Below are 15328 nucleotides of genomic sequence, written 5' to 3' on the forward strand. Positions count from 1 at the left end.
GAACAGAACTGTCTTCGAAATGTATTTCAGTTACATCCGTGACTTTGTCACGCGCGCGAGGGGGCAACCTGTTGCAGCTGGCACACAGCTTAATAAACAGTCATCGAAATTGTTACTTTGTATCGAAGGTCGTTACACCATCCCAGTCCGCGCCCGGAGGATGGGCACGGTAGTGCGCGATCCGGTCCAGGTACAGCCGGTACAGACCGGATGAGGGATCCGCTCGGCGCAGCGTCTCGATGGTTTCCTGCGCCTCGTCCCAGCACTGGACGCGCACGAGCGCGAGGGCGCCGTTCCACGCAGCAACCTCGGCGACGAGTTCCGGGGTGGCCTCGGCTGCGCGGCAGAGCGGCTCGAAGATCGCCACCGGTTCGTTCTTGCCCTTGACGCGCACCAGGTCCAGCTCGCGGTACAGGAATTCAGGCGCGGCGGCGCGCGTGGCTTCGCCGACGCAAATACCGACCCCGTACAACTTGGTGATCCCTTCCAGGCGCGAGCCCAGGTTCACCGCGTCGCCCATGACGGTATAGGCCTTGCGGATGGCCGACCCCATGTCGCCGACATGCATCATGCCGCTGTTGACGCCGATGCCGATTTTCAGCTCAGGCCAGCCGCGCGCCAGGAAGTCCCCGTTCAGGCGCTGCGCCGACTGCTGCATCAGCAGCGCGGTGGCCACGCCACGGCTGGCGTGGTCGGGGAACGCGACCGGCGCGCCCCAGAACGCCATCACGGCATCGCCAATGTACTTGTCGAGCGTGCCGCGGTAGGCGCCGCGGATGTCTTCCGACATCGCGGTGAGGTACAGGTTGATGTACTCGCGCAGCTGCTTCGGGCTCAGTCCTTCCGAGATGGTAGTGAAGCCGCGCACGTCCACGAACATCACGGTCAGCTCACGGCTCTCCCCTTCCATGCTGTACTTGTCCGGGTCCTCGGCCATTTCGGCGACCAATTCCGGCGCGACGTATTCGCCAAAGCGCGACACCAGCGCGCGGCCCTTGCGGAACTCGAACAGGTAGCCCCAGCCCAGGTTAAACACGAACAGCGACCCCGCCAGCACGAGCGGCATCGCCATCGACAGGGTCCAGCCGGCCGCCGCATAGGCCCAGTAGTTCAGCGCGATGACGCCAGCCGACACGCCCAGCGCCAGCAGGATCGAATACAGCGGCGAGAGCACCGCGAGCGCCAGCGCCAGCACGATGCCGACCAGCGCGACCTGCAGCACCTCGATGCCGTCCGCAAAGTCCGGCCGCTGCTTGAAGTCCCCGTCGAGGATCGACCTGATCAGGTTCGCGTGCACCTCCACGCCGGGATATTGCGCATCGACCGGCGTGGCGCGCAGGTCCTGCAGGCCCGGGGCGGTGGTGCCGACCAGCGCGATCGCACCCGCGAGCGTTTCCTTCGGCGCCTTGCCCGACAGGACATCGGCCGCCGACACGTAGCGGAAGGCGCCGCCGTCCGGTCCGCCCGTGCCGCGGTACTCGATCATGTTCATCAGCTTCTCTCCGACCGGAATGCGGATCGGCTCGCGCTGCACGGCCGTGAACATGAGCAGCGAATCGAGGCCGCCGTGGGCGCGCTCGCTTTCGCTCAGCTCATCGGCGGCGGTGTCGAAACTGGGCGCGATCGCGCGCGCGTCCAGCGCGGCGGCGACGGTAGCCAGCGACAGCGCGGGATAGTAGGCGTCGCCAATCTTCATCAGGAGCGGCGAGCGGCGCAGGATGCCGTCGGCGTCCGGCACCGCCGTGAAGATGCCCGCCCCGCGCGCCGCTTCCTGCAGGCGCGGCAGGTTGGCCAGGAAGCCTTTTGCTTCCACCGCATGCACCACGCGCCCGTTCAGGTCTTCCTGCGTGAACGCGGGCGCCGGCAGGGTGCCCTTGCGCTGGTCCGCGATGTTGTAGCCGAGGACGACGTTCCGCCCTGCCATCGCGCTGGCCATCAGCCCGTCGTAGTCGAGCGACGCGCGCATCGACGCGACCTTGTCGCCGAAGCCCGGCACCGCGCGCAGCTCGCCGCGCGCGAGCGAATCGAGCACGTCGTAGCCGGAGCTGTCGTCCGCTTCCGCGAACACGATGTCGAAGCCGGCGGCGGCCACTTCGTAGTCCGTGGTCAGGCGCGCCACCAGTTGGGCCATGACCTTGCGGTTCCAGGGAAAGTGCCCGATCTCGGCGATGCTGCGCTCGTCGATGTCGACGATCACCACGCGCGGGTCGAGCTCCGGCTCGCCCATGCGCAGGCGCAAGTCGGCGAAGAAGGTGTCCATGCGGTCGATCGGATCGAAGCACAGGTCGCCCGACACCTGCAGCGCCGCGGCGATGGTCAGCAGGATGCCCAGCAGCCAGCGCGCGCCGTGCCGTGCAAGCAGGCGCTTCATGGCACGTAGCCCGGGATGGCCGATTCGTCCACTGCGTCGACCTGGGACGGGTGCATGTGCTTGTGCGCGAACTTCAGGTACACCTTGCTGCGCACGAAGACGTCGAACAGGTCGGGGTCGATATGGCCGTTCAGCGAGAAATTGCCGAGGATGCGCATCGACTCCGACAGCGTCTTGCCCTTCTTGTAGGGGCGGTCGCGCGCGGTGAGCGCTTCGAAGATGTCGGCCACCGCCATCAGGCGCGCCTGCACCGACATCTGCTCGCCGGTGAGTCCGCGCGGGTAGCCCTTGCCGTCCATGCGCTCGTGGTGCCCGCCCGCGTACTCGGGCACGTTGCGCAGGTGCTTCGGCCACGGCAGCGACTCGAGCATTTTCACCGTCATCGAGATGTGGTTATTGATAATGCGGCGCTCGGCGTCGTTCAGGGTGCCGAAGCGGATTGTCAGGTTGGCCACCTCGTCTTCGTCCAGGAAGTCGCGCTCCACGCCATCCGGCCCGGTCCAGCGATATTTGGCGATGCTGCGCACGCGGTCCTGGTCCGCCTGCGACATCGATTCCGATCCCGCGTTCGCCTCGCGCAGGAACTGGCGGTCCGCGCGCAGCGTGGCGGCCAGCTGCGCGTACGCCGTGTCGACTGCGCGCGGATCGGCGCCGGCCGCCTTGGCGCGCAGCGCGCGGAGCTCGGCATCGCGCAGCAGCACCTCGAAGCGGGTATCGATGAGATGCACGCGGTCGAACAGCGTCTGCAGCTTGCTGGCCTTGTCCACCACATGCACCGGGGTCGTGATCTTGCCGCAGTCGTGCAGCAGGCCGGCCAGCCACAGCTCCTTGCGGTCGGCATCCGTCATGCGGAAGCCGGCGAGCGGGCCGCGCGCGGTGTCGTGCACCGCCTCGGCCAGCATCATGGTCAGTTCCGGCACGAACTGGCAGTGGCGTCCGGTGTACGGCGACTTCTCGTCGATGCCGATGTTGATCAGGTTGACGAGCCCCTCCAGCAGGTTCTCAAGCTGTGCGATCAGCTGGCCGTGGGTGATCGCGACCGCGGCCTGCGCGGCCAGCGCCTCGATGAAGCGCTGGTCGGTGGCCGAAAACGCGTGCACTGCCCCGGTCTGGCCGTCCCGCGCATTGACCAGCTGGAGCACGCCCACCAGCTCGCCCTCGTGGTCGCTCATCGGCACGGTCAGGAAGGACTGCGAGTGGTAGCCGAACTGCGCATCGAAGCTGCGCATCCCGGAAAAATTGAACCCGTCGGCGCGGTACACGTCCTCGATGTTCACCGATACGCGCCGGTTCGCCGCGTACGCCGCCACCGATGAGGCATTCGGCTCGCCGTGCTCGTCGAACAGCGGCACCGGCGGGATCTCGATGCGCGCGTTCCCGGCGCCGCCCTGGCGGATGCCCAGCGTGTCGTTGACGGAAATGTGAAATTCCAGCGAACGCCGGTCGGCGCTCGGGCGGTACAGCGTGCCGCCGTCCGCCCCGGTCAGCGATTTCGCCGTGTGCAGGATGCGTTCCAGCAGCGTGCCGGTCTCGGGCGCATTGCCGAGCGCCACACTGAGCTCGGTGAGCTGGTGCAGCCGCTGTGCGACTTGAGCGGGATCGAGATCGTGCATGGCGGGGGTGTTGTTTCCGTTCATCAACTTACAAGTGTAGCGCCCTGCGCAGCGCCTGTACACGGGAAAAGTAAGAGCCATTTCCTATGAAAAACATATATCATCGCGTAAATAAACATGTCAAAAAAGATCGTCCGAGGGAGTGGCTGAATGAAATTCCGGTTCTGGGGGGTGCGCGGTTCGATTCCGTCACCCGGTCCGCGCACGGTGCGCTACGGCGGCAACACCACCTGCATCGAGGTGGGCACCGACGACGGCACGCTGATCGTCCTCGACGGCGGAACCGGCCTGTTCGCGCTGGCCCAGGACCTGATCGCGCGCGGCCGCCCGGTCGACGCGAACATCTTCATCACCCACAGCCACTGGGACCACATCCACGGCCTGCCGTTCTTTTCGCCGCTGTTCGTCCGCGGCAGCCGCGTGTGCCTGTACGGCGCAACCGACCCGGCGACCGGCCACGGCATCGAACATGTGATGGGCGTGCAGCTGCAGAACAGCTATTTCCCCGTCAGCGAAACGCAGATGGACGCCACCATCGAATACCGCACGCTGGACTTCGACGAGACCGTACAGGTCGGCGAAGCGCAGGTATGCAATGTCTTGATGAACCATCCCGTCACCAACCTGGGCTACCGCATCAGCGCCAACGGCAAATCGATGTTCTTCACCGGCGACCACGAAGCCTTCCACAACCCGTACCCGCAGGACGATCCGCGCCACGCCGCCTGCGCGCGCCACATCGACGAGCGCATGGGCGCGATCGACCGCTGCATGCAGGGCGTGGACGCGCTGGTGATGGACTGCTCGTACACGCGCGAGGAATATCCGTCCAAGCAGGGCTGGGGCCACGGCACCTTCGATGCAGCGCTGGAGACGGCCGTACGGGTCGGCGCCAAAGCGCTGTACTGCACCCACCACGAACCCACCCGCAGCGACGACGAACTCGAAGCCGTATTCGCGCAGGCGCTCGCGCGCCACCCCGGCCTGCCCGCGGGCCTCCAAGTCAAGCTGGCCTACGAAGGCCTGGAAGTCGAACTATGAGCACCCATCCCATCGCCCCGGCGAGCGGCAGCGCGAGCGAAACCGACCTGCGGCTCGCATTCTTCCGCAAGCTGCAGGCGGTCACCACCAAGATTCACGCCACCAGCAACCTGGACGAGATCATGCTCGACCTGGGAATGGAGTTCTGCGACCTGTTCAACTGCGACCGCTTCACGCTGTATGCGGTCACGCCCGAGAAGGACCACATCGTCTCCAAGGTCAAGACCGGCCTGACCTCGTTCCGCGACCTGAAGCTGTCGATCGGCCCCTCCTCGATCGCCGGCTGGGTAGCGCAGACCCGCCGCACCATCAACATCGCCGACGTGTACGACGACGCGGAACTCCGGCGCCTGTCGCCGGAGCTCTCGTTCCAGCGCGGCGTGGACCAGCGCACCGGCTACCGCACCCGCGAGATGCTGGTCGCGCCGCTGGTGGCGGTGCAAAACGGCGAGCTGCTGGGCGTCATCCAGTTCATCAACAACCGCGCGAAAGGCCCGTTCTCGGACATCTGCCTGGAAGGCGTGAAGGAACTGTGCGAGACGCTCTCGGTGGCGCTTAGCCAGCGCATGAAGCCGGCGCAGCTGGTGCGCACCAAGTACGATGCGCTGGTGGCCGATGCCGTCATCTCCCCTTCCGAATTCGAACAGGCGCAGCGCAGCGCGCGCAAGGAAAGCGTGGACATCGAGGAAGTGCTGGCGCGCGACCTGGACGTGGGCGCTGCCGCCATCGGCAGCGCGCTGTCGAAGTTCTTCGGCGTGCCGTACGAGCCGTTCAAGCCGGACCGCATCAAGCCGCACGACCTGCTGCGCAACCTGAAGGTCCAGTACATCGAAGAGAACCTGTGGATGCCGCTGGAAGACGGCAAGGACGGGCTGGTGGTGCTGGCGATCGACCCTGACCGCGTGGCGGCCAGCCGCATCGTCAACCAGATCTTCCAGACCACCAAGGTTGCGTTCCGCGTGACCACCCGCGCCGAGTTCCGCCAGACCCTGGACCAGTTCTACGGCAGCGCCGACGCCGGCGGCACGGTTGGCGAACTCCTGTCCGGCATGGAAGGCGACGACGAGGACAGCGACGCCCCGCAGGACGTCTCAGAGGCGGTCGAGAACGAGCTGGTCAAGCTGGTCAACAAGGTGATCGTCGACGCGCACCGCCAGGGCGTCTCGGACATCCACATCGAACCGCTGCCCGGCAAGGGCAAGACCGGCATCCGCTTCCGCAAGGACGGCACGCTGGTGCCGTACATCGAGATCCCGGGCAGCTACCGCAGCGCGCTGGTCGCGCGCATCAAGATCATGTGCGACCTCGACATCTCCGAGCGCCGCAAGCCGCAGGACGGCAAGATCAAGTTCAAGAAGTTCGGCCCGCTCGACATCGAACTGCGCGTCGCCACCATCCCGTCCACCGGCGGCGTGGAGGACATCGTCATGCGCATCCTGGCCGCCGGCGAGCCGATCCCGCTCGACAAGCTGGGCGTGCTGCCGTTTAACCTCGACCGCCTGAAGAGCGCAGTGGAAAAGCCGTACGGCCTGTTCTTCGTGTGCGGCCCGACCGGTTCGGGCAAGACCACCACCCTGCACTCGGTGCTGAGCTACCTGAACACGCCCGAGACCAAGATCTGGACGGCGGAAGACCCGGTCGAGATCACGCAGAAGGGCCTGCGCCAGGTGCAGGTCAACCGCAAGGCGGGCCTCGACTTCGCGACCGTGATGCGGGCCTTCCTGCGCGCCGACCCGGACATCATCATGGTCGGCGAGATGCGCGACAAGGAGACCGTCAGCACGGGCATTGAAGCGTCGCTGACCGGCCACCTGGTGTTTGCCACCCTGCACACCAACAGCGCGCCGGAGTCGATCGTGCGCCTGCTGGACATGGGCATGGACCCGTTCAACTTTGCCGACGCCCTGCTGGGCATCCTGGCGCAGCGCCTGGCCAAGCGCCAGTGCACCGCCTGCAAGGAAGCCTATCACCCGAGCGACGAGGAAGTGCAGCTGCTGCTGACCGAGTTCTGCGAAGAGCTGAACAACACGCAAGCCTTCAAGAGCGACCCGCAAGGCGCGCGCCAGGCGGTGCTGGACGGCTGGCAGGAGCGCTACGCCGACGGGCAGGGACGCTTCACCCTGTACCGCACGGTGGGCTGCGGCGAGTGCAACAAGGGCTACCGCGGCCGCGTAGGCCTGCACGAACTGATGCTGGGTTCGGAGAAGATCAAGCGCCTGCTGACCGAGCACGCGCGCGTGGCGCAGCTGCTGGCGGCGGCGCTGGAAGACGGCATGATGACGCTGAAGATGGACGGCATCGAGAAGGTGCTGGCCGGGATCACCGACATCAAGGCCATCCGCCAGGTCTGCATCAAGTAGGCCCGGCCTTCGGGGACTGTCCCCAACGGGGACCGTCCCCGATTTTTAAAACGCAGCACCGATAAAAAAAACGGACCCGAATGAAGGTCCGTTTTTTTTTGCGTGCCAGGATCAGGAAACGGTGCTGCCGCCATGGCGCCAGCGTTCCCACTATCCCCTACATCAGAACAGCTGGGTACCCACGTACCAGCCGATCGCCGCCATGAACGCCGACGCCGGAATGGTGAAGATCCATGCCCACACGATGCTGCCCGCCACGCCCCAGCGCACGGCCGACATCTTCTGCGCCGAACCGACGCCGACGATCGCGCCGGTGATGGTGTGCGTGGTCGAGACCGGGATACCCCAGAAGCTCGACATCATGAGCGTGATCGCGCCGCCGGTCTCCGCGCAGAAGCCGCCGACCGGCTTGAGCTTGGTGATCTTCTGGCCCATGGTCTTGACGATGCGCCAGCCGCCGAACAGCGTGCCGATCGAGATCGCCGCGTAGCACGAGACGATTGCCCAGCTTGGCGGTTCCTTCGCGTCTGCGCTCAGGTAGCCGCCAGCGATCAGCAGCATCCAGATGATGCCGAGGGTCTTCTGCGCGTCGTTGCCGCCGTGGCCCAGGCTGTAGCTGGCCGCCGACACGAGCTGCAGCCGCCGGAACCAGCTGTCCACCTTGCGCGGATGCGATTTGACGAACAGCCATGACACAATGAGCATGATGAACGCCCCCAGCACGAAGCCCAGCAGCGGTGCGATGACGATGAACTGCACCACGCGCAGCAGGCCGTCGGCGACCAGCACTTCGGTGCCGCCCTTGGCCACGGCCGCGCCCACCAGGCCGCCGACCAGCGCGTGCGAGGACGAGGACGGGATACCGTAGTACCAGGTGATCACGTTCCAGGCGATGGCGCCGATCAGCGCCCCGAAGATCACGTGTTCGTCCACCACGTGGGCATCGATGATGCCCTTGCCTATGGCCGACGCCACCTTCAGGCCCACCACCGCGATGGCGGCAAAGTTGAACACGGCTGCCATTGCGACGGCGGTGTGCGGTTTCAGCACGCCGGTCGAAACCACGGTGGCGATTGCATTTGCCGCGTCGTGGAAGCCGTTCATGAAGTCGAACAGCAGTGCCAGGATGATCAGGCCCCCGAGCACATAAATGCTGATGTGGATTGTTTCCATTATTGTTTATTCCCGCTCTGTCGCTTACGCGTTCTCGACGATGATGCCTTCGATGATGTTGGCCACGTCTTCGCAACGGTCGGTGACGGTTTCCAGGATCTCGTAGATGGCCTTCATCTTGATCAGGTTGCGCACGTCCGGTTCGTCGCGGAACAGCTTGGACATCGCGGCACGCATCACGTGGTCGGCGTCCGACTCCAGGCGGTCAATCTCTTCGCAGATAGCGACGATCTGCTGGGCGTTGTTCATGTTGTGCAGCAGGTGCACCGCCTGCTGGACCTTCTCGCAGCATGCCAGCGACAGGTCGGCCAGGCGCTTGGCTTCCGGCGTCACGGTCTTCAGGTCGTACAGCGACACGGTCTGGGCCGCGTCTTCCATCAGGTCCAGGATGTCATCCATGCGCGTGATCAGCTTGTGGATGTCGTCGCGGTCGAGCGGGGTGATGAAGGTCTTGTGCAGCAGGTCCACGCACGCGTACGTGATCTTGTCTGCCTGCTTCTCGATGCCTTCGATGGCGTGGGTGCGGTTTTCGACGTCGTCGAAATTGGTCATCAGGGCGACCATTTCCTTCGCGCCCTTGACGCACAATTCAGCGTGCTGGTTGAACAGGTCGAAAAATTTGCCCTCGGTGGGCATCAAGCGTCCGAACATAACATTCTCCGTGTTTTAAATTTGAATCTGTCTGCTGCCATGGTATGGCAGCCGCTGCCAATTAGTCGCCCTGGTAAACACCGAGGCTGCCGCTGTAGTTGCCGAACTTGGTGTACATCCCCATCCAGGTCAGTCGCACGGCGCCGATCGGGCCGTTACGCTGCTTGCCGATGATGATTTCAGCCGTTCCCTTATCGGGCGAGTCGGGGTTGTAGACCTCGTCACGGTAGAGGAAGATGATCACGTCCGCATCCTGCTCGATAGCGCCGGATTCGCGCAGGTCGGACATGACGGGACGTTTGTTGGGACGCTGCTCGAGCGAGCGGTTCAGCTGGGACAGCGCGATGACCGGGCAATGCAGCTCCTTGGCCAGCCCCTTCAGGCTTCGCGAAATCTCCGAAATCTCGGAGGCGCGGTTGTCGCCCGGCTGGCTGCCCTGCATCAGCTGGAGGTAGTCGACGATGATCAGTCCCAGCTTGCCGCATTGGCGGGCCAGGCGGCGCGCGCGGGCGCGCATCTCGATCGGGTTCAGCGCAGGCGTCTCGTCGATGTAGAGCTGCGCTTCGTTCATTTTCTGGATGGCGTGCGTCAGGCGCGGCCAGTCCTCGTCATTCAGTTTGCCGGTACGCAGGCGGTGCTGGTCGAGCTGGCCGACCGAACCGAGCATACGCATTGCCAGCTGGGCGCCGCCCATCTCCATCGAGAACACGGCGACCGGCAGGCCAGCTTCGATCGCGACGTTTTCGCCGATATTGACCGAGAACGCGGTCTTGCCCATCGACGGACGGCCGGCCACGATTACCAGGTCGCCCGGCTGCAGACCGGAAGTCATGCGGTCCAGGTCGATGAAGCCGGTCGGCACGCCGGTGATCTCGCCCTGGTTCTCGCGCGAATACAGCTCGTCGATACGCTCGACCACCTGGGTCAGCAGCGGCTGCACCGCGACCCAGCCCTTGGCGCCGCGCGAGCCTTCTTCGGCGATCGCGAAGATCTTGGATTCGGCCGCGTCCAGCATCTGCTTGACGTCCTTGCCCTGCGGGTTGAAGGCGTCGCCGGAGATTTCGTCGGCGGCGGTGATCAGGCGGCGCAGCACGCCGCGGTCGCGCACGATCTCGGCGTAGCGGCGGATGTTGGCGGCGGACGGCGTGTTCTGCGCCATCGCGTTCAGGTACGGCAGGCCGCCGCAGTCTTCCGCCTTGCCCAGCTGGACCAGCTGTTCGTAGACGGTGATCACGTCGGCCGGCTTGGAGGCGTTGATCAGCTTGACCAGCTGCTCGAAGATGATGCGGTGGTCGTAGCGATAGAAATCGCCAGGGTTCATGAAGTCCGCAATCCGGTCAAATGCGGCGTTGTCACGCAGCAGACCGCCGATCACCGATTGTTCGGCTTCGATGGAGTGCGGGGGGACGCGGAGCGCTTCGAGTTGGGAATCTACGGGGGCATTCATAGGCGCGCATTATACCTGCTGCGGACTGCAAAACCGCCACAATCGGTGGAGGCTGAGTCATAAAATCAACAACTTCGCCCGCGAAGATTTGGCCGCACGGGGCCAGCGCCGCGCCGTGCGGCGGGGTTGACCTGTCTTTACCGTCGAAATGGCACCTCTTGTTACAGATGGATAGTATCTGCGCTGCGCAGGGTGGTATCGTCCAGCGGTTTATCCGGGGAGACAGCATGGGCAAGCCTGAACACATCGAAGCCGGCGGCGTCGTCACGCTGGACATCCGCGCCTGCGGCGCTGCGCTCGATCCCGCGATCGGGGTTTGTTCCGCGGACGTCTGGCTAGCCGCCGGAACGGTGGCGAGGGCGCGCGTGGTCGTGCTGGATGGCGACCCGGCCACAGGCGCTTTCCCGACCAGCGACAGCGAACAGCTGGCGCCGGGCTCCCCGCTCACCATCTCGCTGGGCTACGACGGGAACACAAGGGAAGTCTTCAACGGGATCGTGCACGCCCACAGTATCGACATTGCGTCCGAAAACGAGTGCCGCCTTGTCATCGAGGCGCGCGCGCAGGAACCGTTCGCCGATTCCGCGGTCAATGCTGCACCTGCCCTGGCGCTGACCTATGGCGAGTCGATCATCAGCTTGCGCGCCACGGCAGACCTGGAGCGGCCGGACATCCATGGCGAAGTGTGCTACCAGGGCAGCAGCGCTGCCAGCCCCGGAGACCGCGTCACGCTGGCCGGGCTGGGCCAGCGCTTCAATGGCGACATGGCCGTCAGCCTGATCCACCACCGCGTCAGCGATGGGAACTGGATCACCACTGCTGCCATGTCCGCGCCCTGCTCCTCGACTCCGCTCCGCCAGACCATCGTCACGCGGTCGAACCTTCGGGTGGACCTGGACGATGCAGGCCGGGCACTCGAGCTGTCGACGCCGTACGGCCAGCGCGTCCGGCTGGACGACGAGGCGCAGGCTGTCGTGATCAGCGACGGGCATGGGAACGCGGTACGGCTGGACAGGAATGGCATCGCCATCGACAGCAAGAAAGGCATCGCCATCTCGGCGGCTGGCGACATCAGCGTCAAGGCGCAGGGCCAACTGGCGCTGGAAGGCAGGGCCGGCGTGACCATCGCAGGCATGTCGATCGACGCGCGCGCCGACCTGAGCTTCAAGGCGCACGGCTCGGCTGCGTCGACGCTGTCGGCGGAAGGTGAAGTCACCGTGCGCGGCGCGATTGTCCTGATCAACTGAGGGGACCGGAATGCCAATGGCCGCCCGACTGACCGACTTCCACACCTGTCCGATGCAGACGCCGGGCGTGCCGCCGATCCCGCACGTCGGCGGGCCGCTCGCCGGACCGGGCGTGCCGACCGTCCTGATTGGACGACTGCCGGCCGCATGCGTCGGCGATATGTGCGTGTGCGTCGGGCCGCCGGACACGATCGTCAGCGGATCATCCACCGTAATGATTGGGGGCCGCCCTGCCGCGCGCGTCGGCGATACGACCGCCCATGGCGGCACGGTGGTGACCGGGCTGCCCACTGTGTTCATTGGAGGCTAGGCATGGACGACTTATCCGCAAACGCTGCGGTGATTGAACGCGAACTGGCGTGGCTGTCGGACGCCATCCACCAACGCCTTGGACACTACTTCGACGGCAGCGCCGGAGCGCCGTCAGGTCCCGACGCGCCGGCCTTGCCAGACAGCGGTGGCACCTACGGGAGGACGGTGGAGGAGCTGGAACTGGGTGCGCACGAGCGGCTGGCGCTGATCCTGGTGCTCGCGCCGCACGTGCGCCCACAGGCGCTGGATGCGTTCCTGACGCAGAACCAGCAGACTGGCAAGCGGTTCACCGAGTTTGGCGGGCGCGTGGTGCACGACTACTTCCTGCCGACTATCGAAACCGCTCTCTTCCTGCTGGCTGGCGATAACCTCGAACTCCGCTTGCGGCTGCGCCGGCTACTCGCGCCCGCTGGCAGGCTGGTGTCGTCCGGCCTACTCGACTGCGAAGCAGGCCAGCCCGGCCTGCCGGACGGCGCGCCGCCGCTGCGACTCTCCAGCGACGGGCTCGCGCGGCTGTTGGGCGAGGCAGCCAGCTGCGAGCGTGCGCTACGGGCCGGCATTTGAAGGGACACGATGAAGTTACTGTCATGCCTGCTCTTGGCTGCGTGGCATCCACTGGGTGTTCCGATATGGCGACGTCCCGGCATGAGACCCTGGCAGCAGCCCGGGACGAGACCATGTCGGAACAGACTATGGGATGGTGAGTCACCAGTGTAATCCCTTAGGAGGGAAAATGACCGCTGCTATCGGTTGCTAACGCCAAGGGGCCGCTATCGACCCGGAGGGTACATACCAGCGCCCGGTATTTTCGATTAGGCTTTGACCGTTACACGCTCAACGGCGGGGTATTCCAGGAGTGGGGCAAAATCGAGCTTCCAGATGTCGAGTTCATACAGCCTACGGTTTTGGTCCGCGTTGAGTGCAATTCTCACGGAAACCCCATCGCAATCGACGTACTCTGCCTCCACAAGACAACTACCTAACCACCTTGGCTCGTTCCCTGCGAATCCCAGACCGCCCATACCACCATCGTCCATGTCGCGCACCTGGGCACCCGCCAGTTGATGAAGCAGCTGCTCACCTCCGCTTACGTGCCCAAGGAGAGCACGTATGAGTGACTCCTCTTCAATACGGAGGGGGCGCAGGTCGTCTTGATCTTGGTTTGACCTCACATTCCGCACCTGTTTACGCCAAGCATCCCGGGCCTGAAGCAATGAATTTTGATTCGCACCGCCGGGATAATAGGGATCCGTCGAATGTACTGGATCGTCTTCCCATTTGCACAGGTGGCAAATCTCATACGCTCCAACCTCTGTGATCGTAGGCTGACCGCAGCAAGGGCAACGGAGAAGGGAGTCGTCTTGAGGTGACATCTATGCTCCGGCCTGACTCAGCGACTCAGGCCGCACTGCCAGGTCGACGCGCTGTTGCCGGCGCTGGCGCCGTTGAACATGATCGTGATCTCGGGCGTCTTACCGTCCAGGCCATAGCTGCCGACCCCGCCCCGCCCGCCGATATCTCCGCCGCTGAAGTCGATGCGATGGGTGGCCGGGTCGTATCGGTAATTCGCCACCACGCCGCCCCGGTAGAGACGGTAGCGTCCACCCGCCATCAGCACCAGGGAGCCACGGTCCTGGTCGCGGAACTGGGGGTTGGCGCCGGTCCCCTGCCAGACAGGCTGCTTGCAGAGGTAGGTGCCCAGCGGTGGCGGCGACGTCGGCGGGCAATTCGGGTTGCTGCCACCGCATTCGGCTTTGACGGCGGCGACGCCGGTGGGCGCGCGCACGCTCTTGCAACCGTAGCCGAGGTTGGAGGGGTTGCCCTTGCCATAGGCGTCGGCGCTGACGCGATAGTACGGGCAGGCGCCGCCGTCGGCGGCGGTCACCACGCCAGGGATCCAGAAGCCGTTGCGGTATTCGACCTCGACCGCGTCACCGGGCTGGAACACGCGCGGTGAGGCGGGAGCGGGCGCCGGCGCCGGAGCAGGTGCGGGCGCGCGCGGTGGCGCCGGCGTAGCTACCGGCGCCTGCGGCGCGGGTGCGCGCGGCGGAGCCGGCAGGGCCACTGGCGCTTGCGGCGCGGGCGCACCCGGAGGCAGCGGCAAGGCCGGGGACGGCGCCGCGGGTGCAGGCGCGGTCGCCAGCCAGGCGTCGGCCTGCGCCTTGAGCGATGGATCGAGCTGCACGGCCCTTGCGAAGAACTCACGCGCCTCGTCCGCACGGCGGTCGCGCATCAGCGCCGTCGCCAGCAGGAACTGGTACTCGGCGTTGTTAGGCTTGAGCATCGCGGCCTGGCGGAAGTTGGTCGCGGCCATGCCGAAGTTCTGGGCAGCGTAGGCCTCACGGCCGTAGTTGATGTAGCTTTCCGGGGAGCCGGGCGCCTGCGCGTACGCAGGTCCGCCGGCAAAGGCCAGCAACAATCCTGTCGCCACGAGGAAGGATCGAATCGGCGATCGCTTGCTATGTCTCATGTCGAATGGATGAGTTGGTGGAGGACGACCGATTGTAGCAGCAGTAGCGAAACTATTGGAAACGCCAGCCTGCCGTCCCTGCCCCCCCCTGTTGGCATGCGCAGAGGCACGGGAGCCGCCGTCCGAAACGCGGACGAAAAAAAAGCCGGGCGAACCCGGCTTCTTTCCGTGCAAAGCAGCTATTAGGCTGCTTCGCCCTGCACAGCGATGGTCACGTCGACGACGACGTCGGTGTGCAGTGCAACTGCAACCGGGTGCTCGCCGGTGGTCTTCAGAGGACCGGTCGGCATGCGCACTTGCGCCTTCTCGACAGCGAAACCTTGCTTGGACAGCGCTTCAGCGATGTCGAAGTTCGTCACGGAACCGAACAGGCGGCCGTCCACGCCCGCTTTTTGCGAGATGGTGATGGTCATGCCGTTCAGCTTTTCGCCCTGTGCCTGCGAAGCGGACAGCTTTTCAGCTGCTGCTTTTTCCAGGTCGGCGCGCTTGGTTTCGAACTCGGCCACTGCTGCGGCGGTCGCGCGGCGTGCCTTCTTTTGCGGGATCAGGAAGTTACGTGCGTAGCCGTCCTTGACCTTCACCACGTCGCCCAGGTTGCCGACGTTAACAACTTTTTCCAACAGGATGATTTGCATAATTTTTC

Annotated in this window: 13 protein-coding genes; 5 read left to right on the top strand and 8 right to left on the bottom strand. The window is 65.1% G+C overall.

Features of this window, described 5'->3' with window-relative positions:
* Window positions 1-112: 112 nt before the first annotated feature.
* Together ACFSQR_RS15930 and ACFSQR_RS15935 are read right to left on the bottom strand one after the other, a co-directional pair.
* Window positions 113-2371 (bottom strand): CHASE2 domain-containing protein, encoded by a 2259-nt coding sequence (locus ACFSQR_RS15930; RefSeq protein WP_377730954.1) that lies wholly within the window; start codon window positions 2369-2371, stop codon window positions 113-115.
* The gene (locus tag ACFSQR_RS15935) at window positions 2368-3984 is read right to left on the bottom strand and encodes an HD domain-containing phosphohydrolase (protein ID WP_377730956.1); all 1617 of its coding nucleotides are present in this window, start codon (window positions 3982-3984) and stop codon (window positions 2368-2370) included. The genes ACFSQR_RS15930 and ACFSQR_RS15935 overlap by 4 nt, the downstream gene beginning before the upstream one ends.
* A gap of 150 nt (window positions 3985-4134) precedes the next feature.
* Here ACFSQR_RS15935 and ACFSQR_RS15940 point away from each other — a divergent pair, with 150 nt between their 5' ends.
* Window positions 4135-5025, top strand: coding sequence for an MBL fold metallo-hydrolase (locus tag ACFSQR_RS15940; protein WP_377730957.1), 891 nt, complete (start codon window positions 4135-4137; stop codon window positions 5023-5025).
* A complete protein-coding gene (locus tag ACFSQR_RS15945; protein ID WP_377730958.1) occupies window positions 5022-7385 on the top strand; it encodes a GspE/PulE family protein in 2364 nt (787 codons plus the stop codon). The genes ACFSQR_RS15940 and ACFSQR_RS15945 overlap by 4 nt, the downstream gene beginning before the upstream one ends.
* Before the next feature lie 162 nt (window positions 7386-7547).
* Here the strand turns inward: ACFSQR_RS15945 and ACFSQR_RS15950 are convergent, their stop codons facing one another.
* The 3 genes from ACFSQR_RS15950 to ACFSQR_RS15960 form a co-directional block, all read right to left on the bottom strand.
* Complete coding sequence (locus ACFSQR_RS15950) at window positions 7548-8558, bottom strand: anion permease (RefSeq protein WP_377730959.1); 1011 nt, start codon at window positions 8556-8558, stop codon at window positions 7548-7550.
* 24 nt (window positions 8559-8582) lie between these two features.
* Window positions 8583-9209, bottom strand: a complete 627-nt coding sequence (locus tag ACFSQR_RS15955) for a DUF47 domain-containing protein (RefSeq protein ID WP_377730961.1) — start codon at window positions 9207-9209, stop codon at window positions 8583-8585.
* A 61-nt stretch (window positions 9210-9270) separates the two neighbouring features.
* Entirely contained in the window at window positions 9271-10656 is a 1386-nt protein-coding gene (locus ACFSQR_RS15960) for a replicative DNA helicase (RefSeq protein ID WP_377730963.1), read from the bottom strand.
* A gap of 227 nt (window positions 10657-10883) precedes the next feature.
* On the opposite strand from ACFSQR_RS15960, the gene ACFSQR_RS15965 reads away from it, so the two are divergent.
* The 3 genes from ACFSQR_RS15965 to ACFSQR_RS15975 are packed head-to-tail and all read left to right on the top strand — an operon-like array spanning window position 10884 to window position 12779.
* Window positions 10884-11903, top strand: a complete 1020-nt coding sequence (locus ACFSQR_RS15965; protein WP_377730964.1) for a hypothetical protein — start codon at window positions 10884-10886, stop codon at window positions 11901-11903.
* Window positions 11904-11919: 16 nt separating this feature from the next.
* Window positions 11920-12213: a PAAR domain-containing protein gene (locus ACFSQR_RS15970; protein ID WP_377730965.1), complete on the top strand. Its 294-nt coding sequence runs from the start codon at window positions 11920-11922 to the stop codon at window positions 12211-12213.
* Between the two features lie 2 nt (window positions 12214-12215).
* Window positions 12216-12779, top strand: a complete 564-nt coding sequence (locus tag ACFSQR_RS15975; RefSeq protein ID WP_377730966.1) for a hypothetical protein — start codon at window positions 12216-12218, stop codon at window positions 12777-12779.
* Between the two features lie 248 nt (window positions 12780-13027).
* On the opposite strand, the gene ACFSQR_RS15980 is transcribed toward ACFSQR_RS15975, so the two are convergent.
* The 3 genes from ACFSQR_RS15980 to rplI all read right to left on the bottom strand — a co-directional run bounded on the left by ACFSQR_RS15980 (window position 13028) and on the right by rplI (window position 15320).
* Window positions 13028-13588, bottom strand: coding sequence for a DUF6984 family protein (locus ACFSQR_RS15980; protein ID WP_377730967.1), 561 nt, complete (start codon window positions 13586-13588; stop codon window positions 13028-13030).
* Window positions 13589-13605: 17 nt separating this feature from the next.
* Window positions 13606-14646, bottom strand: a complete 1041-nt coding sequence (locus ACFSQR_RS15985) for a tetratricopeptide repeat protein (RefSeq protein ID WP_377730968.1) — start codon at window positions 14644-14646, stop codon at window positions 13606-13608.
* Between the two features lie 221 nt (window positions 14647-14867).
* Complete coding sequence (gene rplI / locus ACFSQR_RS15990; protein ID WP_377730969.1) at window positions 14868-15320, bottom strand: 50S ribosomal protein L9; 453 nt, start codon at window positions 15318-15320, stop codon at window positions 14868-14870.
* Window positions 15321-15328: the final 8 nt, after the last annotated feature.

The organism is Pseudoduganella sp. GCM10020061, from assembly GCF_042683405.1.
Classification (GTDB): Bacteria; Pseudomonadota; Gammaproteobacteria; order Burkholderiales; family Burkholderiaceae_D; genus Telluria.

Excerpts from the sequence above, each read along its gene's own strand:
- ACFSQR_RS15980 (WP_377730967.1), bottom strand. The coding sequence starts at position 13,588 with ATGTCACCTCAAGACGACTCCCTTCTCCGTTGCCCTTGCTGCGGTCAG.
- ACFSQR_RS15940 (WP_377730957.1), top strand. The coding sequence starts at position 4,135 with ATGAAATTCCGGTTCTGGGGGGTGCGCGGTTCGATTCCGTCACCCGGT.
- ACFSQR_RS15955 (WP_377730961.1), bottom strand. The coding sequence starts at position 9,209 with ATGTTCGGACGCTTGATGCCCACCGAGGGCAAATTTTTCGACCTGTTC.
- ACFSQR_RS15950 (WP_377730959.1), bottom strand. The coding sequence starts at position 8,558 with ATGGAAACAATCCACATCAGCATTTATGTGCTCGGGGGCCTGATCATC.
- ACFSQR_RS15945 (WP_377730958.1), top strand. The coding sequence starts at position 5,022 with ATGAGCACCCATCCCATCGCCCCGGCGAGCGGCAGCGCGAGCGAAACC.
- rplI (WP_377730969.1), bottom strand. The coding sequence starts at position 15,320 with ATGCAAATCATCCTGTTGGAAAAAGTTGTTAACGTCGGCAACCTGGGC.
- ACFSQR_RS15935 (WP_377730956.1), bottom strand. The coding sequence starts at position 3,984 with ATGCACGATCTCGATCCCGCTCAAGTCGCACAGCGGCTGCACCAGCTC.
- ACFSQR_RS15930 (WP_377730954.1), bottom strand. The coding sequence starts at position 2,371 with ATGAAGCGCCTGCTTGCACGGCACGGCGCGCGCTGGCTGCTGGGCATC.
- ACFSQR_RS15970 (WP_377730965.1), top strand. The coding sequence starts at position 11,920 with ATGGCCGCCCGACTGACCGACTTCCACACCTGTCCGATGCAGACGCCG.
- ACFSQR_RS15965 (WP_377730964.1), top strand. The coding sequence starts at position 10,884 with ATGGGCAAGCCTGAACACATCGAAGCCGGCGGCGTCGTCACGCTGGAC.
- ACFSQR_RS15975 (WP_377730966.1), top strand. The coding sequence starts at position 12,216 with ATGGACGACTTATCCGCAAACGCTGCGGTGATTGAACGCGAACTGGCG.
- ACFSQR_RS15960 (WP_377730963.1), bottom strand. The coding sequence starts at position 10,656 with ATGAATGCCCCCGTAGATTCCCAACTCGAAGCGCTCCGCGTCCCCCCG.